Origin of the sequence: Castellaniella sp., assembly GCF_049673105.1 — a bacterium.
Lineage (GTDB): Bacteria > Pseudomonadota > Gammaproteobacteria > Burkholderiales > Burkholderiaceae_B > Castellaniella.
On sequence record NZ_JBATXG010000025.1, the window covers coordinates 181,789 to 207,349 of the forward strand.

The window sequence follows — 25,561 nt, forward strand, 5'->3', positions numbered from 1 at the left end:
GGCTCCTAGTCGGCTGCCGGGCGGCGCACTTTGCAGCGCGCCGTCGCCAGAATGGCCACACACAACTGGGCATACGTCATGCCCAGCGCCTTCGCTCCCATGGGCACCAGCGAATGGCTGGTCATGCCGGGTGACGTATTCATTTCCAGCAGCCAGGGCTGGTTCTGCGCGTCCAGCATCACATCCGCCCGGCCCCAGCCCTCGCAGCCCAGCGCGCGGTACGCCTGGACGGACAGATCCTGGATCCGACGGCTCAAGGCTTCGGGCAGATCCGCCGGGCAGACGTAGCGGGTGTCGTTGGACACGTACTTGTGTTCGTAGTCGTAATTGCCCTGCGGGGCGATGATCTCGATGACCGGCAGGGCATGCGCCTCGTCGCCGCTGCCCAGGATGGGGACGGTCAGCTCGCGCCCCTGGATGAATTGTTCCGCCAGCACGCGATCGTCATGCTCGCAGGCCAGCGCCAGGGCCTGCGGCAATTGATCGGACGACTGCACGCGGGTCACGCCCAGCGTGGACCCTTCGTGCGGCGGCTTGACGATCAGGGGCAGGCCCAGATCGCCGGCCAGCGCCGACGGATCGGACTGGCAGTCGAGCACAGCGAACCGCGGCGTGGGCAAATCATGCTGCAGCCACAGCCGCTTGGTGGCGATCTTGTCCATGGCCAAGCTGGACGCCAGCAGCCCGCTGCCGGTATAGGGGATGCCCAGCAGCTCCAACGCGCCCTGGATGGTGCCGTCCTCGCCAAAGCGTCCATGCAGGGCGATAAAGACCCGGTCAAAGCCCGCTGCCGCCAGGTCGGCCAGGCTCTGGCGCCCGGTATCGAACAAATGGGCATCGATGCCGGATTCTCGCAAAGCCGCGCAGACACCCGCACCCGACATCAGCGAGACTTCCCGCTCACCGGACAGACCGCCGTACAACACACCCACTTTGCCAAAGGCATTGCTCATAGCGGACTCCCCAGCTGAGCGGGTACCCGGCTGATGGATCCGGCCCCCATGATGATCACGACATCGCCGTCGCGGGCGAAGTCCTGAATGGCGGCGGCCATGTCGCCCACCTGCTCGACGAAGACCGGTTCGACCTTGCCGACCACGCGCAAGCCGCGCGCCAAGGCGCGGCCATCTGCGGCAATCAGCGGCGCTTCTCCTGCCGGATAGACTTCGGTGAGCAGCACGGCATCGGCCTGGCTGAGTACTTGCACGAAATCCTCGAAGCAGTCGCGGGTGCGGGTATAGCGGTGCGGCTGGAACGCCAGCACCACCCGGCGGTTCGGCCAGGCGCCCCTGGCAGCGGCCAGCGTGGCGGCCATTTCCACCGGATGGTGGCCGTAATCGTCGACGACCGCATAAGTGCCGTCACCGTTGCGGGCCGACACCGCAAAATTGCCGATCTGCGTGAAGCGCCGCCCCACGCCCCGGAACTGCCCCAGGGATTCGACGATGGCGTCATCGGGCACGCCCAGCTCGGTGGCGACCGCAATCGTCGCCAGGGCATTGAGCACATTGTGCCGACCGGGCAGATTCAGGCGCACGTCCAGCGGCGGCAAAGCGCCTTGCAGGCTCTGACGCTCCACGGTGAAGGCCATGGTCGTGCCTTCGGCGTGGATGTCGTGCGCCCGCACCTGGGCGGGTGTGTCGATGCCGTAGGTGGTGACGGGCCGCGACACGAAGGGGATGATCTCGCGCACGTTCGGATCGTCCAGGCACAGCACCGCGCTGCCATAAAACGGCAGGCGCTGAGTGAACTCGACGAAGGCGCTCTTCAGGCGCGCCACGTCATGACCATAGGTATCCATATGGTCCAGGTCGATGTTGGTGATGATGGCCATCACCGGCAACAGATTCAGGAAAGAGGCGTCGGACTCGTCGGCTTCGACGACGATGTATTCGCCCTGGCCCAGCCGGGCATTGGCATCCGCGGCATTCAGACGCCCGCCGATCACAAAGGTCGGGTCCAGGCCGCCTGCCGCCAGTACGCTGGCCACCAGACTGGTGGTGGTCGTCTTGCCATGCGTGCCGGCCACGGCGATCCCGCGCTTCAGGCGCATCAGCTCGGCCAGCATCAGGGCGCGGGGCACCACGGGGATGCGCGCCGCGCGCGCGGCCAGCACTTCCGGGTTGTCGGCATGAATGGCCGTGGACGTGACGATGGCGCCCGCCCCCTGGATGTGCTCGGCGGCATGGCCGATGTCGATGCGCGCGCCCAGAGACGCCAGACGACGGGTGACGGCGGTTTCCTGGACATCGGAGCCGCTGATGGCATAGCCCAGGTTCAGCATGACCTCGGCGATGCCGCTCATCCCGGATCCCCCGATGCCTACAAAATGAATGTTCCGGATGCGATGCTTCATGCCGATTCCTCTTTGGTGTGGACGCAGGCTTCGGCAATCAGCTGCGTAGCATTCAAACTTGCGTGTTCGCGGGCATGGGCCGCCACGGCGGCCAGCTCCGGGCGCCGGCGCTCGGCCAGCCAGGCCGCCAGACGGTCCGCATCCAGGTCCGCCTGGGGCATCATCCAGCCGCCTCCGCATTCCGACAGATACCGGGCGTTGGCCGTCTGGTGATCGTCGATGGCATGCGGCAGCGGCACAAACAGCGCGGCGACGCCCACTGCGGCGACCTCGGCCACCGTCATGGCGCCTGCGCGGCAGATCACCAGATCCGCATCGGCCAAGGCCTGCGCCATGTCCTCGATGAAAGCGGAGACGTCCGCCTGCAAACCCAGACGCTCGTAATGCTGGCGGACATGGTCCGCATGACGTTCGCCGGCCTGATGATGGACCTGCGGACGCTGTTCCGCCGGCAGGCGCGCCAGCGCCTCCGGGATCAATTCATTGATGCGGGCCGCCCCCAGGCTGCCGCCCAGCACCAGCAGGCGCAAAGCGCCTTGGCGGGCCGTATAGCGTTCCGCCGTCGGACTCACCGACAGCAGCGCCTCGCGCACGGGATTGCCCACCATCAAGGCATCGGGCAACACACCGGGAAAACCGGTCAACACCCGCCCCGCCAGCCGGGCCAGCACCCGATTGGCCGTCCCGGCGACGGCATTCTGTTCGTGAATCACCAGGGGGATACGGCTGAACCGCGCCATCAGCCCGCCCGGCACGGCGGCATAGCCGCCCATCCCCAGCACCACATCGGGACGGCGTTGACGCAGCAGACGACGCACCTGCAGACACGCCATGCCCAGCGTGAAGGGCAGCTTGAGCAGCGCCAGCACGCCTTTGCCGCGCACACCGCCGAAATGCAGCGGCAGCAGCTCAATACCCTGCGCCGGCACCAGACGCCCCTCCATGCGGTTCGGATCGCCCAACCACAGCACCTGCCAACCCTGGGTCCGCAGCGCATTGGCAACCGCCAGGCCCGGCATGATGTGCCCGCCCGTACCGCCCGCCATGATGAGGATCACAGGCTGAGTCATCGCCGTTTCCCCCGCATCATGCTGCGCGTCTCATAATCCACGCGCAGCAACAGCGCGACCGCCACCAGATTCATGACGATGCCCGAACCGCCATAGCTGACCAGCGGCAGGGTCAGGCCTTTGGTCGGCAGCAAGCCCAGACACACGCCCACATTGATGAAAGCTTGCACCCCCATCCACAAGGCGACGCCCTGAGCGGCAAGCCCTTCGAACACCCGGTCCAGCGCCATCGCCTTGCGGGCGATTTCAAAGCCGCGCAGCACGATGAAGACGAACACGGCGACCAGGCACATGACACCGGCAAAACCCAGTTCCTCGCCAATGACCGCCACGATGAAGTCGGTATGGGCTTCCGGCAGGTAATGCAGTTTTTCAATGCTGGCGCCCAGCCCCACCCCGAACCACTCGCCGCGCCCCAGTGCAATCAGGGAATGGGACAACTGGTAGGCGCTGCCGTAAGCATTGTCGGGATTCCAGGGGTCCAGGTAGACGAACAGGCGCTCTCGGCGCCAGGGCGACAGCCAGATCAGCAACAGGAAGCAGGACATCACCGCCGCCAGCAGCGTGGAAAACAATTTCAGATTGATGCCGCCGATGAACAGCACGCCGACGGCAATGGCGCCAATGACGATAAACGCCCCCAGGTCGGGTTCCATCAGCAGCAGCAGGCCGACCAGCGCCAGCGCCAGCGCCATGGGCAGGAAGCCACGCCAGAATCCCTGCAGGTGCGCTTGCTTGCGCATCACATAATCCGCCGCGTACAGGATCACGGCGAACTTCATCAATTCGGAAGGCTGAAAATTCAAAGGCCCCATCGTCAGCCAGCGCCGGGCACCATTGACCTCTCGCCCGATGCCCGGCACCAGCACCACCAGCAATAGCAGCAAGGCCAGGGCAAACAGCGGCAACGCCAGTTTTTGCCAGACTTTCATCGGGATGCTGGCGGTAAACAGGGCGGCCAGCAGGCCGATCAGGATGAACACCGCGTGACGACCGACAAAGTAGAAGCGACCGTAGCTTTCATAGCGCGGCCCATCGGCCAACGCGATCGATGCGGAATACACCATCAGCAAGCCGAACAGCACCAGCGCGCTGACCGCGACGATCAGGCTGGCATCCACGGTCGGCATGGTCGTGCGTCCCGGACGCACGGCGTTCAGGCTGGCGCTGAGGTCGGCGAACACGCTCATGCGACCTCTCCCCGATCAGCCGCGAGTTCGCGCACCGCCTCGACGAAGCAGGCGCTGCGATGGGCGTAATTGCGGAACATGTCCATGCTGGCGCAAGCAGGCGACAGCAACACGGCATCGCCCGGCTTGGCCAGATCCATGCCGTCGCGCACCGCCTGCTCCAGCGTCTGGCACGACACCAGCGGCACTCCGCAATCCACCAGGGCCTGGCCGATGACGGGTCCATCCTGACCGATCAGCAAGACGGCCCGGGCATGCGCCCGCACAGCCGCTGCCAAAGGAGTAAAGTCCTGGCCTTTGCCCAACCCCCCGGCAATCAACACGACTGGACGTCCCTGGCCCTGCAAGGCGGCCAGGGTGGCGCCGACATTGGTGCCTTTGCTGTCGTCGACGAAATCTACGCCAGCGATGGACTGAATGAATTCCGTACGGTGGGCTTCGCCCCGATAATCGCGCAGCGCATGCAGCATACGCGCCCAATCCAGCCCGGCGGCAGCCCCCAAGGCCAGGGCGGCCAGGGCATTGAGCGCATTGTGCTGCCCCCTGACCTGCAAGGCATCGACCGGCATCAGCGCCTGCGCCGTCCCCTGGGGGCGGCGCGCCGGCTCTGCCGGCTGTTGGGCCTTGCGCCGCGGCGCGGGGGATTCGGATGCCGGTTCAGCGGCGGGCACCATGACCAGCCAGCCCAGATCATGCTGGACCTGCAACCCCAAGTCACCCGCCAGCACAGGGGTATCAGGACCGAAGCTGCACACATCGAGCGCGTCCAGATCCTGCACCATCGCCCGCACCAAGGCATCGGCACGGTTGACGACTCGCACCCGCGCCATCGTCAATAGGCGCGCCTTGGCCGCGGCATAGGCCTGCATGTCGCCATGCCAATCCAGATGATCCTGGGTGACGTTCAACACCACGGCGGCATCGGCTGCCAGCGAGGTCGTGGCTTCCAGCTGAAAACTGGACAATTCCAAAACCCAGACGTCCGGCAGATCATCGGTTTGCAGCGCATCCAACAGGCTGTCCAAAGCCGCCGGGCTGATATTGCCCGCTGCCCGGACCCGCCGCCCGCAGCCCTGCGCCAGATGGCGCGTCAACGACGTCACGGTGGTCTTGCCGTTCGTCCCGGTGACTGCCAGCACGACGGGGGTGTAGTCCTGCTCGCGCAGATCCGCCAGCGCCCTGGCAAACAGTTCGATTTCGCCCAGCACTTCGATATGGCGGGCGCGGGCTGCAGCCAGCAATCCGGCGATCGGCGCCTCATGCGGATTCAAGCCGGGGCTGAGCACCAGCGTCAGCACGCCGTCCAGAGCGGTTTCGTCCAGGGCTTGCGGCCCCAGGCGCAGATCGGCGTCGATCCCTGCGGCTTTCAACGCGGCCAGGCCGCCCGGTTGCTCGCGGGTGTCCAGCACCCGCAACGGCACGCCCTGGGCAGCGCACCAGCGGGCAGCGGCCACGCCGGTTTCCCCCAGACCCAGAATCAGGGTCAGGCCATCGCGGCGCAGAGAGGGGAAGTGATAGGCGGCGTTCATCGCAGCTTCAGGCTCGCCAGACCGATCAGGACCAGCATCATGGTGATGATCCAGAAACGCACCACCACCTGGGTTTCCTTCCAGCCGCCGACCTCGAAATGATGATGCAGCGGCGCCATGCGAAAGATCCGGCGCCCTTCCCCGTAACGCTTTTTGGTATATCTGAACCAGCCCACCTGCAGCATCACCGACAGGGTCTCGACCACGAACACCCCGCCCATGATGAACAGCACGATTTCCTGGCGCACGATCACGGCGATGGTGCCCAGGGCGCCGCCCAAGGCCAGTGCCCCCACGTCACCCATGAATACCTGGGCGGGATAGGCGTTGAACCAGAGAAAGGCCAGCCCGGCCCCCGCGATGGCGGCGCACAGCACCATCAATTCGGATGCGCCGGGGATGTAGGGAAACAGCAGATACTTCGAATAGTCCACCCGCCCCACGACGTAGGCGAAGATCCCCAGCGCCGAGCCGATCATCACCGTGGGCATGATGGCCAGACCGTCCAGGCCATCGGTCAGGTTCACGGCGTTGCTGGTTCCGACGATCACCAGCCAGGTCAGGGTCACGAAGCCGAACACCCCCAGCGGATAGCTGACGGACTTGAAGAAGGGCACAATCAGGTCGGCGCGGGCCGGCAGCGGCATGGAAAACCCGCTGAACACCCAGTCGCGAAACAGCGGCCACAGCTCTGTATTGGCCGGCACTGACACCGCAAAGCTGAGATACACCGCCGCCACGGCGCCGATCAAGGCCTGCCAGAAGAACTTCTGGCGAGCCGGCATGCCTTCCGGGTCGTGGTGGACGACCTTGCGATAGTCGTCCGCCCAGCCGATCCAGCCGAAACCGAAGGTCACCAGCAGCACGACCCAGACGAAACGATTGGTCCAATCCGCCCACAGCAAGGTGCTGATGCCGATACTGATCAGAATCAAGGCGCCGCCCATGGTGGGCGTGCCATTTTTCTGCAGATGCGTCTTTGGTCCATAGCTGCGCACCGCTTGGCCGATCTTCATGGCCGTCAGGCGGCGGATCAGCCAGGGCCCCGCCAGCAGGCCGATGGCCAGCGCCGTCGCCGAGGCCAGCACAGCACGGAAGGTAATGTATTCCACCACCCCGAAAGCGCGGAAGTGATGATCCGCCAGCCAGCGCGCCAGTTCAAGCAGCATGATCGCCCTCCCCGGTCGCGCCATTGGCATGCAGGGCCTGCACGACCCGTTCCATGCGCATGCTGCGCGAACCCTTGACTAGAATGTGCGCGGGCCGGGCGGCCAGCAGCACAGGCAATAAATCATCCAGATCATCAAAGGCTTGCGCCGGCGCCCCAAACGCCCGGACCGCCTCGCGGCAGGCCGACCCCAGCGTCAACAGCACGTCCACACCGCACTGCCGGGCATAGTCGCCGACTTCGGCATGCATGGCCGGCCCCTGGTTGCCGACTTCCGCCATATCGCCCAGCACCAGGATGCGCCGGCCATCCAGGCCCGCCAGCACCTCGATGGCGGCCCGCACGGAATCCGGATTGGCATTGTAGGTATCGTCGATCAGCTGAAAGCCATCGGCCAGCATTTCCGGTCGCATCCGCCCGCCCACCGGCGAGAACGCCGCCAAGCCGGCTGCAATCGCAGTCAGTGGGGCGCCCGCCGCGCTGGCGCAAGCGGCTGCGGCCAGGGCATTGCGCAGATTATGGCGGCCCGGCGCATGCAAAGAAACCGGCGCCATGTCGCGCCCGACATGCAGGCGAAATTCTGTCTGCTCGGTGCCGGCGCGGATCTGCGAAGCATGGACATCCGCCGACTCGACGAAACCAAAACACCGCGTCGTCCGTCCGCTTGCCAGTTCCTGCCATAGGCCCGTGTAGGGCTCATCGGCGGGAAAGACCGCCACGCCGTCCGGCGGCAAGGCCTGCAACACGGCACCGTTCTCGCGGGCAACGGCGTCGACCGAACTCATGAATTCCTGGTGCTCGCGCTGGGCATTGTTCACCAGTGCCACGGTCGGCTGAGCAATGGCCCCCAGCACGGAGATTTCGCCTGGATGGTTCATGCCCAACTCCAGGACGGCAGCCTGGTGAATGCCGCGCAAGCGCAGCACCGTCAGCGGCACGCCGATGTCATTGTTGAAATTCCCCTGAGTGGCCAGACGCCCGTCCTCGCCCCGCCAGGCGGCCAGGATGGCGCTGATCATTTCCTTGGTCGTGGTCTTGCCGTTGCTGCCTGTGACTGCAATCACCGGAATCTTGAACAGGCTGCGCCATACCGTGGCGATCCGGATCAAGGCCTGGCGTGTGTCGCCCAGCACAATCTGCGGCAACGCCGTGTTTGCCGACACGGGTGCGGCCACCAGCGCGGCGCGCGCACCCGCCCGCTCGGCGGCGGCCAGATGGTCATGCCCATCGAAATGTTCGCCCTGCAACGCCAGGAACAAGGCCCCGGCGGGCAGGCTGCGCGTATCCGTGGACAAGGACGGATCCTGCTGCCAACTCAGTGCGAAACGCGCCCATTCCCGATCATCGAAGGGGCTGCGCACGTGTTGGATTTCCTGATAGGTCTCGTGGCCCTTGCCGGCCAGCAGCACGACGTCGCGCTCGCTCGCCCGCCAGATGACATCCAGAATGGCCATGGCCCGATCCGCCTGAACCTGCGGTCGCTCCGGCATGCCCGACACAATGGCATCGATGATGGCATCCGGCGCCTCGGTGCGCGGATTGTCCGTCGTGACCACCGCAACATCCGCCAGGCGAGCGGCGACAGCGCCCATCAGGGGTCGCTTGCCGGTGTCGCGGTCGCCCCCGCAGCCGAACACGCACCACAGTCGACCGCCACGCTCTTGGGCGACTGGGCGCAAGGCCAACAGCACACGCTCCAGCGCATCGGGCGTGTGCGCATAATCGACCACCACCAAGGCTTGGGGACGGGCGGCGCCGACCGCCGATACCACCTGCAGACGCCCCGGAACGGGATGGAGCACCGCCAGCGCCCGGGCGGTGCGGCTCAGGCCCCAGCCCAGCTCACGCAACACGCCGGCCACCAGCAGCAGATTCGAAATATTATGTTCACCCACCAGATGGGTCAGGATCTGGGCGCGGCCATTGGGCGTCACCAGATTGAACACCAGGCCATCGGCCCCATGCTGGGTATCCTCGGCGCGAAAAGCAGCGGCTGCACCGGCTTGCAGGCTGTAGCCCACGCGATGGCCGGACGGCGGTGTCGCTGCCAGCAATTCAGCCCCCGCAGGATCATCGGCGTTCACCACGGCGCTGCGCAGACCCGCGCGCGCAAACAGGGCGAACTTGGCCTGCTTATATCGTTCGATGGTGCCGTGATAGTCCAGATGATCGCGCGTCAGATTGGTAAAGCCCGCCACCTGGATACGCACACCGTCCAACCGCCCCTGATCGATGCCGATGGACGACGCTTCGATGGCGGCCGCCATGGCGCCGGCCCGCGCGATGGCGGCCAAACTGCGATGCATGGTCAACACATCGGGCGTCGTCAACACACCACCCAGACTGCTGCCATCCGCCAGGAAAACCCCCAGCGTGCCAATCGTGCCGCAAGGCATGCCTTCTGCATTCAGGGCATCCGCCAGCCAACGCGCGGTCGATGTCTTGCCATTGGTGCCCGTGACGGCGATCACGGTCAAGGCATCCGAGGGCCGACCGTACCAGAGGTGCGCAATCTCGCCCAACAAGGCGTTCAGGCCGTCCACCATCAGGACAGGCACTGCGTCCGGCGGCGTGTGCGATCCGCCGGCGGCGCAGACGATCGCTGCCGCGCCGGCTGCTGCGGCCTGTTCCATATACGCCCGCCCATCGGCAGCGATGCCGGGGCAAGCAAAAAACACATCGCCCGGCTGAATCTGCCTGGAATCCAGACACAGATCCGCCTGACGTTCGACCCGCTCGTCCAGCCAGGTCAGGATATCTATCGTATTCATTGTGCGCGCCTCCCCTGATCCGCCACAGCCACCAGGGAATCCACCGGCGCATCAGGCCGCACCCCAAGACGGCGCAGGGTGCTGGAAACAATATCGGAAAACACGGGAGCGGCCACAGCGCCGCCATAATACCCCCCGGCACTGGGCTCATCGATAGAAACAGCCACCACGACGCGAGGGTCGGACACCGGCGCGAAACCCACGAAGGATCCCCGGTATTTGGTCTTGCTGTACTGGCCATCGACAATCTTGCGCGCCGTCCCGCTCTTGCCGGCCACGCGATAGCCCTGCACCTGCGCCTTGCGGGCGCCATCCGGCCCCGCCGCCGCTTCCAGCATGCCGCGCATCAACTGCGCCACCTGCGGGGAATACACCTGAACGCTGGTGGGCCGGCCTTCACGCCGCAACAGGGACATGGACACCATATCGCCATTGCGGGCAAACGCCGTATAAGCATGAGCCACCTGGATGAGGGACACCGACAGACCATAGCCATACGCCATCGTTGCCCGCTCGATGGGCCGCCAGCGCTGCCAGGGGCGCAAGCGCCCCGAGGCCATGCCCGGGAAGTCCGTCTGCGGCACCCGACCGAAGCCCAGCTCGGAAAACTTGGTCCACATCGCCTGCGAATCCAGCAGTTCCGAAATCATGGTCATGCCCACGTTGCTGGAATGCTGGATGATGCCGCCCACGTCCAGCACACCGTAATGCCCCACATCGGAAATCAGGGACCCCTGGTAGCGATACCGGCCATTCCCGGTATCGAATCGGGTGCGGGTGGTGATCTTGCCCGAGTCCAGCGCCAGCGCCGCCGTGAACGGCTTCATGATGGAACCCGGCTCGAAGATATCGGTCATGACCCGGTTGCGCAGCGCCTGGCCGGCGCGTTGCGTCGTATCGTTCGGATCGTAGGACGGCAAATTGACCATGGCCAGGATTTCGCCCGTCTGGGCGTCCAGGACGATCGCCGCGCCAGCGCGCGCCCGATGCTGTTCCAACGCGGTTTTCAGGGCCGTGTAGGTATCGAACTGTATGCCGGCGTCGATGGACAACTGCAGATTCTGTCCATCGACCGGCGGCACCACGGCCTGCACGTCCTCTACGACCCGCCCCAACCGGTCCTTGATGACGCGACGCGACCCCGGCTGACCGGACAAGCGGTCGTTGAATGCCAGCTCGATGCCCTCGATGCCCCGGTCCTCGATGTTCGTGAAGCCGACGACATGCGCCATGACTTCGCCTTCCGGGTAATAGCGACGCGTCTCGGGAAGCTGCTGCACCCCCGGAATTTTCAGGAGACGCACTTGTTCCGCGACGCCCAACGCCACTTGGCGCTGCAGATACACGAAGTTCTTGTCCTCGTCGCGTGTACGCTGACGGATGTCGTCGGCCTTCATGCCCAGCAGCTTGGCCAGGGCGTTCACCTGCTCGCTCGACGCTTTATGAAAATCTTCCGGGATCACCCAGATGGCGCGGGCCGGCACACTGGATGCCACCACCACAGAGCCGCTCCGGTCAAAAATCTTGCCGCGCGTCGCCGGCAGCACCAAGGTGCGTTCGTAGCGACGCTCACCCTGGCGCTGCAAAAACTCATTGGACAGAATCTGTACGTTCAGGGCTTTGGCCGCCAAAGCCGCAAATCCCAGCATCAGCACGATGATGACCAGGCGCGCCCGCCAGAAGGCCGGACGCGACGACAAGACGGGACTTTCATGAAAGCCGAAACGCTTCATGGCTGCCCTCCTGTCGACGGACCGGCTGCCGGGGATTCCTGCAGATAGATCGTCCGGCCCGGCGTCACTGCAACCAGGTGCAGCTCGGAACGCGCCAGCGAATCGATTCGGGCGTTGCGGGCCAGTTCAGCCCGTTCCAGCTGCAGACGCCGCCATTCCGTGTCCAGCTCATGCGCCTGCGATTTCAGACGTTCGGAGGTCACGAACAATTCGCGCGCCTGAAAGCGCACCGTCACCAAAGAAATCGCCGACGCCATCAGCAACAGGGAAAGGAACAGAGAGATGCGGATCATCGACCGGCCCTCCCGCCCCGCTTGTCCGCCCGCTGGCCGGGCAGACGCACCAGGGCGGTCGCCTGCGCAAGCGACAAGGGTTCATCCGTGCGCTGCGCGACCCGCAGCACAGCGGATCGGGAACGCGCATTGTCCTGGACTTCGGCCTCATCGGCGTAGACACGGCCCAGCAGCTTGACCCAAGGCCGGGGCATGTCCTTTTCGGGAATCGGCAGACGCGCCTGCGCCTGGCCGGGCCGGGCGGCAGCCGCCAGGCACTGTTTGACCATGCGATCTTCCAAAGAATGGAAACTGATCACCGCCAGCCGCCCCCCGGGACGCAGGTGGCTTAAAGCGACCGGGAGGGTGCGCGCGAGCTCCTCAAGTTCCGCATTGATGTGAATCCGTATAGCTTGAAAGGTCCGTGTGGCCGGATGTTGACCCTTTTCGCGCGTGCGGACGACACCGGCGACAAGCTGGGCCAATTCGCCCGTGGTGCGCAGCGCCCGGGATTGGCGGCTCGCAACAATCGCCTTTGCAATCTGGAAAGCAAACCGTTCTTCGCCATAATGTGCAATGACCTCCTTGATCTGATCCTGGTCGGCCTGAGCCAGCCAGTCGGCGGCTGTCTGCCCCCGTGTCGTGTCCATGCGCATATCCAGCGGACCGTCGCGCATAAATGAAAACCCCCGCTGCGCATCGTCTATCTGCGGCGAGGACACGCCCAAGTCCAGCAAGACGCCATCCAGGGCGGCAATGGACAAGCGCTCGAGATGTTCTGCCAGCGAGGCGAAGCCGTCGTGCACGACTTCGACGCGGGCGTCCGTCCGGCTCAATTCCCGGGCGACCTCGATGGCCGCGGGATCTTTATCGAAAACCAGTAAACGGGCTTGCGGCGACAGGCGCTGCAACAACAGGCGGCTATGTCCGCCCCGCCCGAACGTGCCGTCGACGTACACCCCATCCAGGACCGGGGTATGCTCCGTATCCGCGCCGCGCCCGAACGCCGGGCTCAACAACGCGTCGATAGCCGGTTCCAGCAGAACGGTACGGTGGGAATACGCCATGGGCCGGGCTCAGAAAGAAATCTGCTCAAGAATGGCAGGGTCCAGTTGGCTGACGTCCTGCAGGCTGCGGGCTTCCCATTGCACGCGATCCCACAGTTCGAAATGCGAACCTAGACCCAGCAACATGACTTCGCGCGACAGACCAGCGGCGTCACGCAGTTCGGGAGCCACCAGAATGCGACCGGCGCTGTCCATATCCACGTCCTGGGCGCTGCCCAGCAGCAAACGCTGCAAGGGTCGGGCGACAGCCGGCAGGGCGGCGATCTGGGCGCGCTTAACGTCCCAGGTGGCGCGCGGGTACAGCATCAGGCACCCATCGGGGTGGCGCGTCAAGGTCAGGTGTCCCTGTTCGTCGGAAAGCAAGACGTCACGATACCGAGCCGGAATTGACATCCGGCCCTTGGCATCTAAGGTCAAGGCGCTGCTTCCCTGAAACACGGGGGGAACCCTCCCACTTCATGACACAAAAAACTACTTTGGCCCACTCTACGGGATACCATTGAAGCGGTCAAGGGGAAAATCTAAATTTCTTCAATGACAACAAGCACTTACAACTGTTGTTAACAATTCACCTGGAAATAAACATCTGAAAAATCAATGCATTGCAAATCAAACTGAAAGTCCTTTGTCAACAAAGGCCTTTCCTCCGACGATCCGGCAGCCTCAAAAAACTGAGCCAATCCCTGATTGACATGCCACAAGCCAACCGATGTAATGAAACATGGCTCCTCCTGGAGCTGCTGCAGTGGCGCCCCAGGCGCCAGACTCGAAAACATCCGAGCCTTTTTCGTGTTTGCCTGACTCGTGCTAGCCAACCAAAAGGAGTTCTCTTATGTCGGATCACTCGCCCCATCCCGCCTCTCGCCGCCAGTTCCTGTTCACTCTGGGGGCTGCAGGCGGCACGCTGGTGCTCAGCAACACCCTGCCGTTTTCCCGCGCCCTGGCGGCGGGCGCCCCGCCCGCCATCAATCTGGGACAGGTTCTGCCCATGACAGGCTCGGCAGCCGAATTCGGCCCTTATTACCGTGATGCGGTCGGCTTGGCCGTCAACCAGATCAATGCAGCAGCCAAAGAAGTCTTCGGCGGCCCCATCATCGCCAGCCACGTCACAGCCGACAGCGCCACCCTGCCGACGGTCGGCGTTCAGGCAGCGCGCCAGATGGTCGACACACAACACACGCCGGTGATCATCAACGGCTGGTCCAGCGGGGTCACGGTCGCGATCGCGACCTCGGTCACCATTCCGTCCGGCGTGCTGCAAATCGGTAACGGCACAACCTCGCCGCTGGTCAGTGTGCTGCCTGCCGACGCCAAGGCCGACTTGCTGTTTCGCACCAGCGCATCCGATGCCATGCAAGGCGTCGTGGCCGCCCAGTTCGTCAATGGCGAAATCGATCCGAACTACAAGTTCAAACGCGTCTCCATCATTTACATCAATAACCCCTACGGCCAGGGCCTGGCCGATGCCTTCGCCAATGCCTTCAAAAAACGCGGAGGCACCGTGCTGGCGCAGGTTCCGCACCCGGAAGAAGTCCAGCCTACCTATAAATCCATGCTGTCCCAGGCACTCAAGGACAAGCCCGACCTGCTGCTGATCGTCAGCTACCCGGCCCACACCATCGCCATCTGCAAAGAATCCCGCGATACCTTCAACTTCACCAAATGGCAGTTCACCGACGGCAACGCCAGTATCGACATCATCAAGGAAGTCGGTGCAAAAAACATGGATGGCCTCTACGGCACCGCGCCCGGCGAAGACACCAGCACGCAATCCTATAAGGACTTCTCCAAAACCTACCTGGAAACCTATAAATACGACCACTTCCCGCCTTTCACCACCTGCTCGTACGATGCGGGGATGGTGGCGGGGCTGGCCATGGCGGCAGCCGTCGCCAATGGCGCCACCGACGCCTCCAAGATCACCGGCACGGTGCTGCGCGACGAACTGCGCAAGATCGCCAACCCGCCGGGCGAGATGATCGACGGCGGCGACCAGGGCAGGGTCAAGGCCATGCTGCAAGCACTGAAAGACAAAAAGAAAATCAACTACAACGGGGTGGCCGGCCCGTGCGATTTCGACAAGAACGGCGACGTCATCACGCCGGTCAATATCTGGAAATACAACGGCGACAAGATCGAAACCGTCAAGATGGTGGCCGCCAAGGACATTCCTGCCAGCTGATCCCTCTCCCCGGCGGCTAAAGCCGCCTCGCATTCCGCGCCCAAACCTGAACCTGGCATCGCGCCACATTCAGGTTTTTTTGTGTCTATTCCAGACCAACCGGTCGCAAACTTGCGCTAGATCAAAGGGAGCCGGTGACGAGCTTGCGCTGGATCAAGCGTGGCGAGCGGGATGAATGCTCCAATGAAGTCATCCAAGCTCTTGGTCAATACCGGCAAGGCAAGGCACGACCCGCCCCGACCTTGATCAAGAAAACGATGTTTATCACCCCCATGTATCAACGGAGCCTCATGATGGAACGACGTGCATTTTTGAAAAACGCTGGCATTGGAGCAGTATCAGGTTCTCTGGCCATGGCAGCGGTGGCATCTCCCGCCTCAGCCAAGGAAAAAGCGGCTGCTGGCCTGACGCCCCCCCCCACCACGTCCTACACGCCGGAACAAATCGCCAAGCTGCCGCGCGTCAAGGTTGACCTCGTCGCCCCGCCCTTTGTGCACGCCCACGACCAGATCGCCAAGGGCGGCCCCAAAGTCATCCAGTTCCGCTTCGTCATCGAAGAAAAAGAAGTGGTCGTCGACGACAACGGCACCAAGATGTGGGCCATGACGTTCAACGGCACCATCCCCGCCCCCACCATGGTCGTGCACCAGAACGACTACGTCGAACTGACCCTGGTGAACCCGGCCAGCAACGCCCTGGAACACAACATCGACTTCCACGCCTCGACCGGCGCTCTGGGCGGCGCAGGCCTGACCAAGGTCGCACCGGGCCAGGAAGTGGTGCTGCGCTTCAAGGCGGACCGTGTCGGCGCATTCATTTTCCACTGCGCCCCGGAAGGCATGGTGCCCTGGCACGTGGTGACTGGCATGAACGGCACGCTGCTGGTTCTGCCGCGCGACGGTCTGAAGGACGCCTACGGCAACGTGCTGCACTACGATCGCATCTACACGATCGGCGAGCATGATCTGTACGTCCCCAAGGACGAGAACGGCAACTACAAGACGTACGGCACCGCGCTGGAAAGCTACGGCGATACGACCACGACGATGCGCGGCCTGATTCCGTCGCACGTGGTGTTCAACGGCAAGGTCGGCTCGCTGACTGGCGACAACGCCATGAAGGCCAAGGTCGGCGAAACCGTGCTGTTTGTCCACGGCCAGTGCAACCGCGACACGCGTCCGCACCTGATCGGCGGTCACGCAGACTGGTTCTGGCCCCTGGGCAAGTTCGCCAACACGCCCCTGCGCGATATCGAAACCTGGTTCATCCCGGGCGGCGCATCGGCGGCTGCTATCTACACCTTCAAGCAGCCTGGCGTGTATGCCTATGTGAACCACAACCTGATCGAAGCCTTCGAGCTGGGTGCGGCGGGTCACGTCGTGGTTGAAGGCGAGTGGGATCACGACCTGATGACTCAGGTGTCTCCCCCGGGCCCCATCAAAAGCAAGGGCTGATCGTCCGATCGCCAGATAGGGAGTTCCAGGGCGGCAACCTCCGGGTTGCCGCCCTTTTTGTCTGCGTATTCCGAACGGTCAGTCCTCGGGCGCGTCTTTCAGGAACCGGGACACGCGCTTTTTTTCGGGCAGAATGCCCTGCGGCCGAAACAGCACGATGAGCGCCAGCAGCAAGCCCACGAAAGCCCAACGCAGAAAGGCCATGCGGGACGCCACGTCGGGGGCGACCCCCTGCAAGGCAACCTGCAGGTAATCGGTGACGAATCCGGTACCGCTCCAGACGGCCCAGATCACAAAGGACCCCAGGATGGCCCCCTTGTTGTTGCCGCTGCCCCCCAGCATCAACATCACCCAGACCAGGAAGGTGGCGAACAAGGGCTTGAAGTGGCTGTAGTCGATGGTCACCATATAGGGCGCATACAAGGCGCCCGCCACACCGATGACGATGGCGCCCAGCACGAATGACTGCACCCGCAGAGATTTCACATGCTTGCCGTTCATGGCGGCGGAATCTTCCTCGTCGCGCACGGCGCGCAGCGCGCGTCCCCAGGGGGATCTCACCATGGCCTCGAGCACGGCGTACACCACCGCCAGGCACAGAGCGACAATCACCAGATACAGATAGCTGTAGTCCCTAGGCTGCAGGGCCGACAAGGCCTCGCCCACGGCGGCGGGCAGCCAGCTGCAACCTTCCGCATCGAACACGCAGCTCAGGGGCTGTGTAATGCCCGACAGCGGCTGCGGCCCATTGGCCAGCCAGCGCTCGTTCTGGAAGATCAGGCGGATGATCTCGGCGATCCCCAGGGTGGCAATGGCCAGGAAATCGGCGCGCAGATGCAAAATGGGCTGAGCGATCAGATAGCCCACCGCGCCCGCTACGATCCCTGCCGCGACCACGCCCACCAAAAAGGGAGCCTCGAGCCCGAACCACTGCTGCGCATAGGCGGCCATCGCCCCTGCGGGCGGCGACATGACGAACAACGCCATGGTGAACGCCCCCACGGCGAAAAATCCGGCGATCCCGAAATTCAGATGGCCGTTATATCCCCACTGGGCATTCAGGCCCAGCGACAGGATGGAGTAAATCATGGCCATGATGCTGAACGACACCAGGTAATCCATGATGCCCGGCAACCACTCTGCAATGCCGAACGCCAGTACGCAGCCCAGCACCAGCGCCGCCGGCAACCGCGTCGGCCAGCGCCAGCGGGAAAACAGCAGGCTTCCCAGCAAAAAGGCAGGAACCAGCAGGAAGCAGGCTTTCAACAGATGCGCAGAATCCATGATGCATGCTCCTAGCGTTGGGCGAACAGGCCCTGAGGCCGCATCAGCAGCACCAGCACCATCAGCACAAAAGCGACCGCCGGACCATAGGCCGGATTCAGGAAAGCGGAAGTCAGCTGCATCGCCACCCCGATGATGACGGCGCCCACCAGCGCCCCCCAGGCGCTGCCGATCCCGCCCATGATGACCGCGGCGAACAGCGGCAGCAGCAGGACAAAGCCCATATCCGGCCGCATTTGCGACGCCAACCCATACATGACCCCGCCGACGGCGGCCAAGGCGGCCCCGATGGCCCAGGTCCAGGCGATCACCTGTTCGGTGTTGATGCCGCGCACCTGGGCCAGATCGGGATTGTCCGCAGTCGCGCGCATGGCCTTGCCAATGCGCGTACGCGTCAACATCCAGTACAGCAACACCACCAGGATCAGCGCCAGCGCAAAGACGAACAACTGGTCGGCCTGCAGTCGCAACCCCAGGGGCAAGGACAGGGCCGGGTTGGTGCGTCCTGAATAGTAGAAGTGGAAATCAGACCCCCAGACCAGATAGACGATGCCGCGCAGCAGAAATTCCATGCCCAGCGACGCCATCGCCAGCAGGACCAGCGGCGACTGGTGCTTACGCAAGGGGCGGTACAACACGCGGTCGATCACGATGGCGACAATGGCGGTGACGACCGCGGCCAGCAGTATCCCGACCAACAGTTCCCAGCCAAAGGAAAACCGCCAGATTGGATTGGACTGCGGCAGGACCAGCACCATTCCGTAGGTGACGTAGGCTCCCAGGGTCAGGAACTCTCCGTGGGCGAAGTTGGGAAATTTCAGGACTCCGTAACACAGCGTCAGTCCGATCCCCCCTAAAGCGATGATCCCGCCCAGCATCACCCCCCATGCCGTCAAGGACAGCATTTCCTGGGCGCTGGTGCCCGAGAGCCAGCCGGCGATCCACATACCCGCCAGGACCAGCGCCAGAACGCCCCCAACGAAACGGCTACTACGCGCGCCGCCGGAATCGCGCACGTCGACCGCGGCGGATTCGGCATTTTCCGGGGGCAGGCCCGATGCCGCAGATTGTGCTGTCTCAGCCATCGGATCACCCTCCTAGATAGAGACGCCCGACATTGGGATCGTCGAGCAAATCCTGACCCGTCCCCTCGTGGCGGTTCTCGCCATTGGCCAGCACGTAACCACGATGCGCCATGCTCAGGGACTGCCGGGCATTTTGTTCGACCATCAGCACCCCGATGCCGGCCTCGTTGATGCGCGCGATGCGTTCGAAGATCTCGTCGACCAGTTTTGGCGACAAGGCCGCAGTGGGTTCGTCGAGCAGCAGCAGTTTGGGATTCATCATCAGGGCGCTGCCCATCGCCACCATTTGTCTTTCACCGCCCGACATCTTGCCGGCCAGCTGTCGCCGGCGCTGCCGCAGCTTCGGAAACATGTCATAGACACGGTCTTTGTGCGGACTGAGATCGATCGCTCCCAGGGGAAACGCCCCCATTTCCAGGTTTTCCTCCACGGTCAGCGACGTGAATACGTTGGCGACCTGGGGGACGTAGCACATGCCCAGACGCACGATCCGGTGCGGCGCCACCTGGGTGATGTCATGGCCGTCAAAATGGATCGAGCCCTGGCGCGGATGCAGCAGGCCGAACACGGTTTTCATCAAGGTGGATTTTCCAGCCCCGTTGGGACCGATGATGGAGACCACTTCATCCGCCTCGACGACCAGCGACAAGCCGCGCAGGATCTCGGTATCCCCGTATCCTGCCGTGACGGAATCAACCTGCAGCAGCGGCATATTGCCCTCCTAGGTAGGCTTCCAGCACCGCCTGGTTGCTGCGCACAGAGGCGGGATCGCCTTCGGCGAGCTTGCGGCCTTCGCTCATGACGACCACCGGGTCGCAGAGGTTCATGACCATGTTCATGTCATGCTCGATCAGCAGGAACGTGATGCCGCGATCCTTGGACAAGAACTGGATGTTGGCAACAATGCTTTGCAGCAAGGTACGGTTGACCCCTGCGGCAGGCTCGTCCAGCAAAATGATCTGCGGGTCCGCCATCAGCATCCGCCCCATTTCCAGCAGCTTTTTCTGGCCGCCGGACAGATTGGCCGCGTATTCATGCTGCACATGGGTCAGCTGCAGGTATTCCAGCACTTCGCGCGCCTTGTGCAGATGGCGCGATTCTTCCGCCTGCACCTGCCCTGGACGGAAGATCGCATTCCACCAGTGTTCGCCGGACTGAGACGGCGGCACCAGCAGCAGGTTTTCCAGCACGCTCATGGTGCCGTGTTCACGGGGGATCTGAAAGGTGCGGCATAGGCCGCGGGCGAAGATCTGATCGGGACGCAGGTGGCCGATATCCTGCCCATCGAGCAAGATGCGCCCCGAATCGGGCGGAATAAAACCAGTGATCAGGTTGAAGACGGTGGTCTTGCCGGCGCCGTTGGGGCCGATCAGCCCGGTGATGGTGCCTCGTTCAACCTGGAATGAACAATGATCCACGGCCCGCAGGCCGCCAAAGCTTTTCGCCAGATCACGGACCTCGAGCAATGGCCGCTGCTGCTGGTCGTCCGCCCCCGACAGGGAAGCTGCTGTCGAATCTGTCACCGATGTCTCCTGCTGGATTTCCGCATAAGGAATCCGGCCGGCGTACCTGGCGCATGCATGCCGCACAGGCCGTCGGTTCGAAAGGTGATTCAGGGTATCACAGCAGGCGCAGGGGCCGTATGCGCATAATTCCCTAGAAGAACTCGAAAAACCAGAAGAAATTGCGGAACAGATCTGTAGGCCGGATTTTGTACGCCGGGTCGCCCCGGCGGGCAATCATTCCTCTGGGCAGGCCATTGCTGGACTGCTCTAGCCATCTACCCGCATGCTCGGGCGGGCCGCCCTGTCGGCACGAAGCCGGCGCATGCCTATTTGATGTTGCTCCCGATAGAGGTTGCCGCGTTTCACCCTGCCACGCCCTGGCGGACTAGCCGCCAGGCAGTACGGAGTGGCCGTACCGGAGTGCCGCGTTCAAGCGACACCCGCGTGACAGACTCGTCTCTGTGGCCCTAGTCCTCGGCTTGCCCCGTGGGGGTTGCCGGACGGCTGTTAGCCGCTATCGCGCCCGATGGAGTCCGGACCTTCCTCGATGCCTAGACACCGCGATTGCCCGATCTGCCCCGCACCGGCATTGTACGGCAAGCCCGGCCACGGCAGCGCGCCGCCGCTCGCCCAGGCAGCAGCCGCACCAAACTGCGACAATAGGGTTTGGCGGTCGGCGATGCGACCCTAGCGCGGTCGCCCCCGCCCCGACTCCGATTCCCCCGACGCACGCATTGATTCCATGCCTGACACGATCCTCGCCCTGACCCAGGCCCAGTTGGCCTACGGCCACCACCCTTTGCTCGACCACGCCGAACTGGCCTTGCTGGCGGGCGAGCGCATCGGCCTGATCGGTCGCAACGGAGCCGGCAAGTCCTCGCTGTTGCGTATCCTGGATGGTCGCACCCAACTGGATGATGGCGAGATCCGCCGGCAAAAAGGCCTGCGCATCGCCACGGTAGAACAGGAACCCATCCTGCCGGAAGATCAGACCATCCAGCAGCTGCTGCACGGCGACATGCTGGCTTCCGAAGACTGGGCGCGCAGCGCCCGGGCGGCCACGCTGATCGACACCCTGGGGCTGGATCCCGATCTGCTGATCGCGGGCTTGTCCGGCGGCACGCGCAAACGCGTCGCCCTGGCCCGCGCTCTGGTCGAAGAACCCGATCTGCTGCTGCTGGACGAACCCACCAACCATCTTGATTTTGACGGCATCGCCTGGCTCGAGTCTCTGCTGTCCACCTCTCGCCTGACCATCGTTCTGATCACTCACGATCGCCGTTTTCTGGATGCGGTCGCGACGCGCATCATCGAACTGGATCGCGGTCAGCTGCTCAGCTTCCCGGGGAATTTTTCCGCCTGGCAGACCCGCAAGGCCCAATGGCTGGAAGCAGAACAACAAGCCAATGCTCGCTTCGACAAACTGCTGTCCCAGGAAGAAGTCTGGATCCGCAAAGGCGTCGAAGCCCGCCGCACCCGCAACGAAGGCCGCGTCCGGCGCCTGGAAGCCCTGCGCCGTGAACGCGGCGCGCGCAGCGACCAGCAGGGCCAGGTGCGCTTTTCTCTGGCGGACGGTGAACGATCCGGCAAGCAGGTCGCCGAGCTGCAGCACGTCACGCACGGCTTTGGCGGCGAACCCCTGATCCGTGACTTCAGCACCCTGATCCTGCGCGGCGACCGAATCGGGCTGATCGGCCCCAACGGCGCCGGCAAAACCACGCTGCTGCGCATCCTGCTGGGCGAGTTGCAGCCTGATCAGGGCACGGTGCGCCTGGGCACCAATCTGTCCATCGGCTATTTCGACCAGATGCGCGACCGTCTGGACGAATCCGCCACTCTGGCCGATACCATCAGCCCGGGCAGCGAATGGGTGGAAATCGGCGGCCAGCGCAAGCACGTCATGAGCTATCTGGAAGACTTCCTGTTCCCCGCCGCCCGCGCTCATTCCCCGGTCAGCAGCCTGTCCGGGGGCGAACGCGCCCGCCTGGCCCTGGCGCGCATGTTCGCCCAGGCGCACAACGTCCTGGTGCTGGACGAACCCACCAACGATCTGGACATCGACACGCTGGAACTGCTGGAAAGCCTGTTGCAGGATTACAGCGGAACAGTCCTGCTGGTCAGCCACGACCGCAGCTTTCTGGACAATGTCGTCACGCAGACCATTGCCGCCGAAGGTCAGGGGCACTGGCAGGAATACGTAGGCGGCTACGCCGAATGGGAAGCGCAGCGTCCGCGCCCTGAAGCTGCAGAGGCCAACCCGGCCCGCGCGGCAGCGCCGGCCAAGTCCGCACCCCCGGCCCCCGAGGCGGGTGCGAGCGCCGGCGGCGCAGACCCCAGCCAGCCTGCCCGTGCCCGCAAGAGCCGTCTGGCCCCCTGGGAGGCCGAAGAACTGGCCGCCCTGCCGGATCGCATCGCCACCCTGGAAGCCGAACAGGCGCAACTGGCCGAGGCCTTGTCAGCCCCCGATCTGTACCGCGACGGCCCCGCCGAAGCAGAACGCATCCAGCAAACCCTGAACGCGCTGGGCGAACAGCTCGATGCCCTGTTCGAACGCTGGACCGTCCTGGAAGACAAACGCGGCGATTAAGACCCATCAGACGAAATAGCCCCGATGGGGCCGCTCGCCGACAACCGTCCTGCGCTTATTCGGCCCGCAGACGCCACGCCAGGGATTCGCCGGCTGCCAAAGGCACGACCTCGGCATCGGCCAAGGGCAAGCTCGCGGGAATCTGTTCCGGCACCTGCTCCAGCGTCAGGGTGCCGGCATTGGGGGGCAGCCCATAGAAGGCCGGTCCGTTCAGGCTGGCAAAGGCCTCCAGCCGATCCAGGCGTCCGGCGGCATCAAAGGCCGACACATACAGCGCCATCGCATGGCGGGCGGTATAACAGCCTGCGCAACCGCAATCCTGCTCCTTGGCCCCTTTGGCATGCGGCGCGCTGTCAGTCCCCAGGAAGAACCGCGCCTCGCCGCTGGTGGCCGCATCCAGCAACGCCAGGCGATGACGTTCGCGCTTGAGCACCGGCAGACAATACCAATGCGGGCGTAAACCGCCCTTGAACAAGGCATTGCGGTTGTACAACAGATGGTGGGCGGTGATCGTCGCCGCCACGGGGCCGGGGGCCTCGCGCACATAGGCCACCCCTTCCGCCGTCGTCAGGTGTTCAAAGACGACCTTCAGCGCCGGATAGGCTTGGCGCAGCGGCAGCATCACCCGATCGATGAACACCGCTTCACGGTCGAACAGATCGACCTCGGGATCGGTCACCTCGCCGTGCACCAGCAAAGGCATCCCGCAGTCCTGCATGGCGTCCAAGGTCGCCCGGCAATGCCTCAGCAAATCAGTCACCCCCGCATCCGAATGCGTGGTCGCACCGGCAGGATAGAGCTTCACGCCGTGAACCAGCCCCGAGTCCTTGGCGCGGCGAATTTCGTCCGGCGCCGTTCTATCGGTCAGGTACAGAGTCATCAGGGGCTCGAAGCTGCCCGCCGGCGCGCCCGCCTGACGCAAGGCAGCCAAGATCCGATCCCGATAGGCCTGGGCGTCTGCCGTCGTCAGCACCGGGGGCTTCAGATTGGGCATGATGATGGCGCGACCGAACTGCCGGGCGGAATCCAGGATCACGCTTTGCAGCACAGCGCCGTCGCGCAAATGCAGATGCCAGTCGTCAGGGCGCACGAGCGTGACGGTCCGTGGCTCCCGCCCCAGGGACTGCGCGACGCCTCTTGGCATGCCATTCGGGGCGCCGGATTGATCGTTGGATGGAAGCTTCTCTTGAGTCACAATCAATTCCTTAAATATTTTTCACTGCTTTGCTTTGTCTTTGAGGGAAACACGCGGTAAGCTTCGGGGGCTATTCACTCAATCAAGTAGGAGCCTGTATTCATGGCAACCACCGAAAAGTCCGTGCGCAAGCCCAATGCGGCTTTCATGAAACCCCTGACGCCCAGCGCCACCCTGGCTGCGGTCATCGGCAATGAAGCCGTTCCCCGCACCGAAGTGACCAAACGCATCTGGGACTACATCAAGAAGCACGACCTGCAAGACCCGGCAAACCGTCGCAACATCAACGCGGACGCCAAGCTGAAGCCCCTGTTCGGCAAGGATCAGGTATCGATGTTCGAACTGACCAAACTGGTCAGCCAACATCTGAAATAAGCTGAATTCATGCCGGGCCCGCCAGGGCTTGGCGGCGGGTGATGTCGAGATCACCCGCGCCGCCGAATCGACGCTTGCCCCCAACCGGCTCTACAGGCCGGGCAGAGGGGTTTCCCCAGCGCAATGCGCCAGCCAGCCCTTGGCCAGGCGATAGATGATCCAGATCATCGCGATCACCCCGGTGACGAAGCCGATGAAGATCATGGCAGCGACGGCGCTTAGCGCCAGCCACAACAAGCCCCACCAGAACGTACGAATGATCCAGTCGATGTGGCCGGCATAGACCGTGCCCACCATATCACCGCGTTTGAGATAAGCCAGAACGACAGCGGCAATGGCTGCCGCGCCCAAAATTCCTGCGGATAGAATTCCCACCGCAAACAAGGCATACATCAGATGAATGAGCTGGCGTTGCGTCAGCCCCTTGTCGGTGTCTTGGGTATCTTCACCTTGTATCATGAAACCTCCTGCTGTGGCACCGGCGCGCCGCTGTTCAAGTCGGTTTCATTCTAACTGTTTTTCTGAAAGACAAAGCCCCCACGCTGCGCAGCCTGCGTGCCGCTTGCTGCCCCCCGAGGGGGCGCTTTGGCGCTTGGGGCCGCCCGGTGCGCCAAAAGACAAAGCCCCTGCAGAGTGATCTGCAGGGGCTTTGCGGTATAAAAGCCTGACGATGACCTACTTTCACAGGTGTCCACCCACTATCATCGGCGCGAAGGCGTTTCACTGTCCTGTTCGGGA

Annotated in this window: 21 protein-coding genes and 1 other RNA gene; 4 read left to right on the forward strand and 18 right to left on the reverse strand. The window is 63.8% G+C overall.

Features of this window, described 5'->3' with window-relative positions; all coding sequences use genetic code 11:
- Nucleotides 1-5 precede the first annotated feature (5 nt).
- Genes WBF69_RS10540 through mraZ form a run of 11 tightly spaced genes read right to left on the reverse strand, consistent with a single transcriptional unit; the run spans nt 6 to nt 13,594 of the window.
- Nucleotides 6-953 carry a D-alanine--D-alanine ligase gene (locus WBF69_RS10540; RefSeq protein WP_424263887.1) on the reverse strand — a complete coding sequence of 316 codons (948 nt, stop codon included), beginning with the start codon at nt 951-953 and terminating at the stop codon, nt 6-8.
- Complete coding sequence (gene murC / locus WBF69_RS10545; RefSeq protein ID WP_424263889.1) at nt 950-2,356, reverse strand: UDP-N-acetylmuramate--L-alanine ligase; 1,407 nt, start codon at nt 2,354-2,356, stop codon at nt 950-952. Before murC ends, WBF69_RS10540 begins: the two co-directional genes overlap by 4 nt.
- Nucleotides 2,353-3,426: an undecaprenyldiphospho-muramoylpentapeptide beta-N-acetylglucosaminyltransferase gene (gene murG / locus WBF69_RS10550; RefSeq protein WP_424263890.1), complete on the reverse strand. Its 1,074-nt coding sequence runs from the start codon at nt 3,424-3,426 to the stop codon at nt 2,353-2,355. The genes murC and murG overlap by 4 nt, the downstream gene beginning before the upstream one ends.
- Nucleotides 3,423-4,616 (reverse strand): putative lipid II flippase FtsW, encoded by a 1,194-nt coding sequence (gene ftsW / locus WBF69_RS10555; RefSeq protein ID WP_424263892.1) that lies wholly within the window; start codon nt 4,614-4,616, stop codon nt 3,423-3,425. The genes murG and ftsW overlap by 4 nt, the downstream gene beginning before the upstream one ends.
- Nucleotides 4,613-6,145: a UDP-N-acetylmuramoyl-L-alanine--D-glutamate ligase gene (gene murD, locus WBF69_RS10560; RefSeq protein ID WP_424263894.1), complete on the reverse strand. Its 1,533-nt coding sequence runs from the start codon at nt 6,143-6,145 to the stop codon at nt 4,613-4,615. The genes ftsW and murD overlap by 4 nt, the downstream gene beginning before the upstream one ends.
- A complete protein-coding gene (gene mraY / locus WBF69_RS10565; protein WP_424263896.1) occupies nt 6,142-7,314 on the reverse strand; it encodes a phospho-N-acetylmuramoyl-pentapeptide-transferase in 1,173 nt (390 codons plus the stop codon). Before mraY ends, murD begins: the two co-directional genes overlap by 4 nt.
- Nucleotides 7,304-10,084: a bifunctional UDP-N-acetylmuramoyl-L-alanyl-D-glutamate--2,6-diaminopimelate ligase MurE/UDP-N-acetylmuramoyl-tripeptide--D-alanyl-D-alanine ligase MurF gene (gene murF / locus WBF69_RS10570; RefSeq protein ID WP_424263898.1), complete on the reverse strand. Its 2,781-nt coding sequence runs from the start codon at nt 10,082-10,084 to the stop codon at nt 7,304-7,306. Before murF ends, mraY begins: the two co-directional genes overlap by 11 nt.
- Nucleotides 10,081-11,817, reverse strand: coding sequence for a peptidoglycan D,D-transpeptidase FtsI family protein (locus tag WBF69_RS10575; RefSeq protein WP_424263900.1), 1,737 nt, complete (start codon nt 11,815-11,817; stop codon nt 10,081-10,083). The genes murF and WBF69_RS10575 overlap by 4 nt, the downstream gene beginning before the upstream one ends.
- Nucleotides 11,814-12,110, reverse strand: a complete 297-nt coding sequence (gene ftsL / locus WBF69_RS10580) for a cell division protein FtsL (RefSeq protein WP_424263902.1) — start codon at nt 12,108-12,110, stop codon at nt 11,814-11,816. The genes WBF69_RS10575 and ftsL overlap by 4 nt, the downstream gene beginning before the upstream one ends.
- Nucleotides 12,107-13,156 (reverse strand): 16S rRNA (cytosine(1402)-N(4))-methyltransferase RsmH, encoded by a 1,050-nt coding sequence (gene rsmH / locus WBF69_RS10585; protein WP_424263904.1) that lies wholly within the window; start codon nt 13,154-13,156, stop codon nt 12,107-12,109. The genes ftsL and rsmH overlap by 4 nt, the downstream gene beginning before the upstream one ends.
- A gap of 9 nt (nt 13,157-13,165) precedes the next feature.
- Complete coding sequence (gene mraZ, locus WBF69_RS10590) at nt 13,166-13,594, reverse strand: division/cell wall cluster transcriptional repressor MraZ (protein WP_424263906.1); 429 nt, start codon at nt 13,592-13,594, stop codon at nt 13,166-13,168.
- Nucleotides 13,595-13,988: 394 nt separating this feature from the next.
- On the opposite strand from mraZ, the gene WBF69_RS10595 reads away from it, so the two are divergent.
- On the forward strand, nt 13,989-15,338 hold the full coding sequence (locus tag WBF69_RS10595) for an ABC transporter substrate-binding protein (protein WP_424263908.1): 1,350 nt from the start codon (nt 13,989-13,991) through the stop codon (nt 15,336-15,338).
- Nucleotides 15,339-15,691: 353 nt separating this feature from the next.
- Nucleotides 15,692-16,792, forward strand: a complete 1,101-nt coding sequence (gene nirK, locus WBF69_RS10600; protein WP_424263910.1) for a copper-containing nitrite reductase — start codon at nt 15,692-15,694, stop codon at nt 16,790-16,792.
- A 78-nt stretch (nt 16,793-16,870) separates the two neighbouring features.
- On the opposite strand, the gene WBF69_RS10605 is transcribed toward nirK, so the two are convergent.
- The 5 genes from WBF69_RS10605 to rnpB form a co-directional block, all read right to left on the reverse strand.
- Nucleotides 16,871-18,076, reverse strand: a complete 1,206-nt coding sequence (locus tag WBF69_RS10605) for a branched-chain amino acid ABC transporter permease (RefSeq protein WP_424263912.1) — start codon at nt 18,074-18,076, stop codon at nt 16,871-16,873.
- Nucleotides 18,077-18,087: 11 nt separating this feature from the next.
- Nucleotides 18,088-19,161: a branched-chain amino acid ABC transporter permease gene (locus WBF69_RS10610; protein ID WP_424263914.1), complete on the reverse strand. Its 1,074-nt coding sequence runs from the start codon at nt 19,159-19,161 to the stop codon at nt 18,088-18,090.
- Nucleotides 19,162-19,165: 4 nt separating this feature from the next.
- On the reverse strand, nt 19,166-19,873 hold the full coding sequence (locus WBF69_RS10615) for an ABC transporter ATP-binding protein (protein WP_424263915.1): 708 nt from the start codon (nt 19,871-19,873) through the stop codon (nt 19,166-19,168).
- Nucleotides 19,854-20,684 (reverse strand): ABC transporter ATP-binding protein, encoded by an 831-nt coding sequence (locus WBF69_RS10620; RefSeq protein WP_424263917.1) that lies wholly within the window; start codon nt 20,682-20,684, stop codon nt 19,854-19,856. Before WBF69_RS10620 ends, WBF69_RS10615 begins: the two co-directional genes overlap by 20 nt.
- A gap of 161 nt (nt 20,685-20,845) precedes the next feature.
- Nucleotides 20,846-21,246, reverse strand: an RNA gene (gene rnpB, locus WBF69_RS10625) — RNase P RNA component class A.
- Between the two features lie 162 nt (nt 21,247-21,408).
- Here rnpB and WBF69_RS10630 point away from each other — a divergent pair.
- The gene (locus WBF69_RS10630) at nt 21,409-23,253 is read left to right on the forward strand and encodes an ABC-F family ATP-binding cassette domain-containing protein (RefSeq protein WP_424263919.1); all 1,845 of its coding nucleotides are present in this window, start codon (nt 21,409-21,411) and stop codon (nt 23,251-23,253) included.
- Nucleotides 23,254-23,308: 55 nt separating this feature from the next.
- Here the strand turns inward: WBF69_RS10630 and pyrC are convergent, their stop codons facing one another.
- A complete protein-coding gene (gene pyrC, locus WBF69_RS10635) occupies nt 23,309-24,397 on the reverse strand; it encodes a dihydroorotase (RefSeq protein WP_424263921.1) in 1,089 nt (362 codons plus the stop codon).
- Between the two features lie 153 nt (nt 24,398-24,550).
- Between pyrC and WBF69_RS10640 the strand changes: the two genes are divergently transcribed.
- Nucleotides 24,551-24,823, forward strand: coding sequence for an SWIB/MDM2 domain-containing protein (locus WBF69_RS10640; RefSeq protein WP_424263923.1), 273 nt, complete (start codon nt 24,551-24,553; stop codon nt 24,821-24,823).
- A gap of 90 nt (nt 24,824-24,913) precedes the next feature.
- Here WBF69_RS10640 and WBF69_RS10645 read toward each other — a convergent pair whose 3' ends face one another.
- Entirely contained in the window at nt 24,914-25,282 is a 369-nt protein-coding gene (locus tag WBF69_RS10645; protein ID WP_424263925.1) for a DUF4870 family protein, read from the reverse strand.
- Nucleotides 25,283-25,561 lie beyond the last annotated feature (279 nt).

Bases quoted from the DNA above. Each gene is read 5' to 3' on its own strand.
- ftsL (WP_424263902.1), bottom strand. From the start codon at position 12,110: ATGATCCGCATCTCTCTGTTCCTTTCCCTGTTGCTGATGGCGTCGGCG.
- WBF69_RS10640 (WP_424263923.1), top strand. From the start codon at position 24,551: ATGGCAACCACCGAAAAGTCCGTGCGCAAGCCCAATGCGGCTTTCATG.
- WBF69_RS10630 (WP_424263919.1), top strand. From the start codon at position 21,409: ATGCCTGACACGATCCTCGCCCTGACCCAGGCCCAGTTGGCCTACGGC.
- WBF69_RS10615 (WP_424263915.1), bottom strand. From the start codon at position 19,873: ATGCCGCTGCTGCAGGTTGATTCCGTCACGGCAGGATACGGGGATACC.
- WBF69_RS10645 (WP_424263925.1), bottom strand. From the start codon at position 25,282: ATGATACAAGGTGAAGATACCCAAGACACCGACAAGGGGCTGACGCAA.
- WBF69_RS10595 (WP_424263908.1), top strand. From the start codon at position 13,989: ATGTCGGATCACTCGCCCCATCCCGCCTCTCGCCGCCAGTTCCTGTTC.
- murC (WP_424263889.1), bottom strand. From the start codon at position 2,356: ATGAAGCATCGCATCCGGAACATTCATTTTGTAGGCATCGGGGGATCC.
- rsmH (WP_424263904.1), bottom strand. From the start codon at position 13,156: ATGGCGTATTCCCACCGTACCGTTCTGCTGGAACCGGCTATCGACGCG.
- murD (WP_424263894.1), bottom strand. From the start codon at position 6,145: ATGAACGCCGCCTATCACTTCCCCTCTCTGCGCCGCGATGGCCTGACC.
- pyrC (WP_424263921.1), bottom strand. From the start codon at position 24,397: ATGCCAAGAGGCGTCGCGCAGTCCCTGGGGCGGGAGCCACGGACCGTC.
- murF (WP_424263898.1), bottom strand. From the start codon at position 10,084: ATGAATACGATAGATATCCTGACCTGGCTGGACGAGCGGGTCGAACGT.
- WBF69_RS10610 (WP_424263914.1), bottom strand. From the start codon at position 19,161: ATGGCTGAGACAGCACAATCTGCGGCATCGGGCCTGCCCCCGGAAAAT.
- WBF69_RS10540 (WP_424263887.1), bottom strand. From the start codon at position 953: ATGAGCAATGCCTTTGGCAAAGTGGGTGTGTTGTACGGCGGTCTGTCC.
- mraY (WP_424263896.1), bottom strand. From the start codon at position 7,314: ATGCTGCTTGAACTGGCGCGCTGGCTGGCGGATCATCACTTCCGCGCT.
- WBF69_RS10605 (WP_424263912.1), bottom strand. From the start codon at position 18,076: ATGGATTCTGCGCATCTGTTGAAAGCCTGCTTCCTGCTGGTTCCTGCC.
- ftsW (WP_424263892.1), bottom strand. From the start codon at position 4,616: ATGAGCGTGTTCGCCGACCTCAGCGCCAGCCTGAACGCCGTGCGTCCG.
- WBF69_RS10575 (WP_424263900.1), bottom strand. From the start codon at position 11,817: ATGAAGCGTTTCGGCTTTCATGAAAGTCCCGTCTTGTCGTCGCGTCCG.
- nirK (WP_424263910.1), top strand. From the start codon at position 15,692: ATGGCAGCGGTGGCATCTCCCGCCTCAGCCAAGGAAAAAGCGGCTGCT.
- murG (WP_424263890.1), bottom strand. From the start codon at position 3,426: ATGACTCAGCCTGTGATCCTCATCATGGCGGGCGGTACGGGCGGGCAC.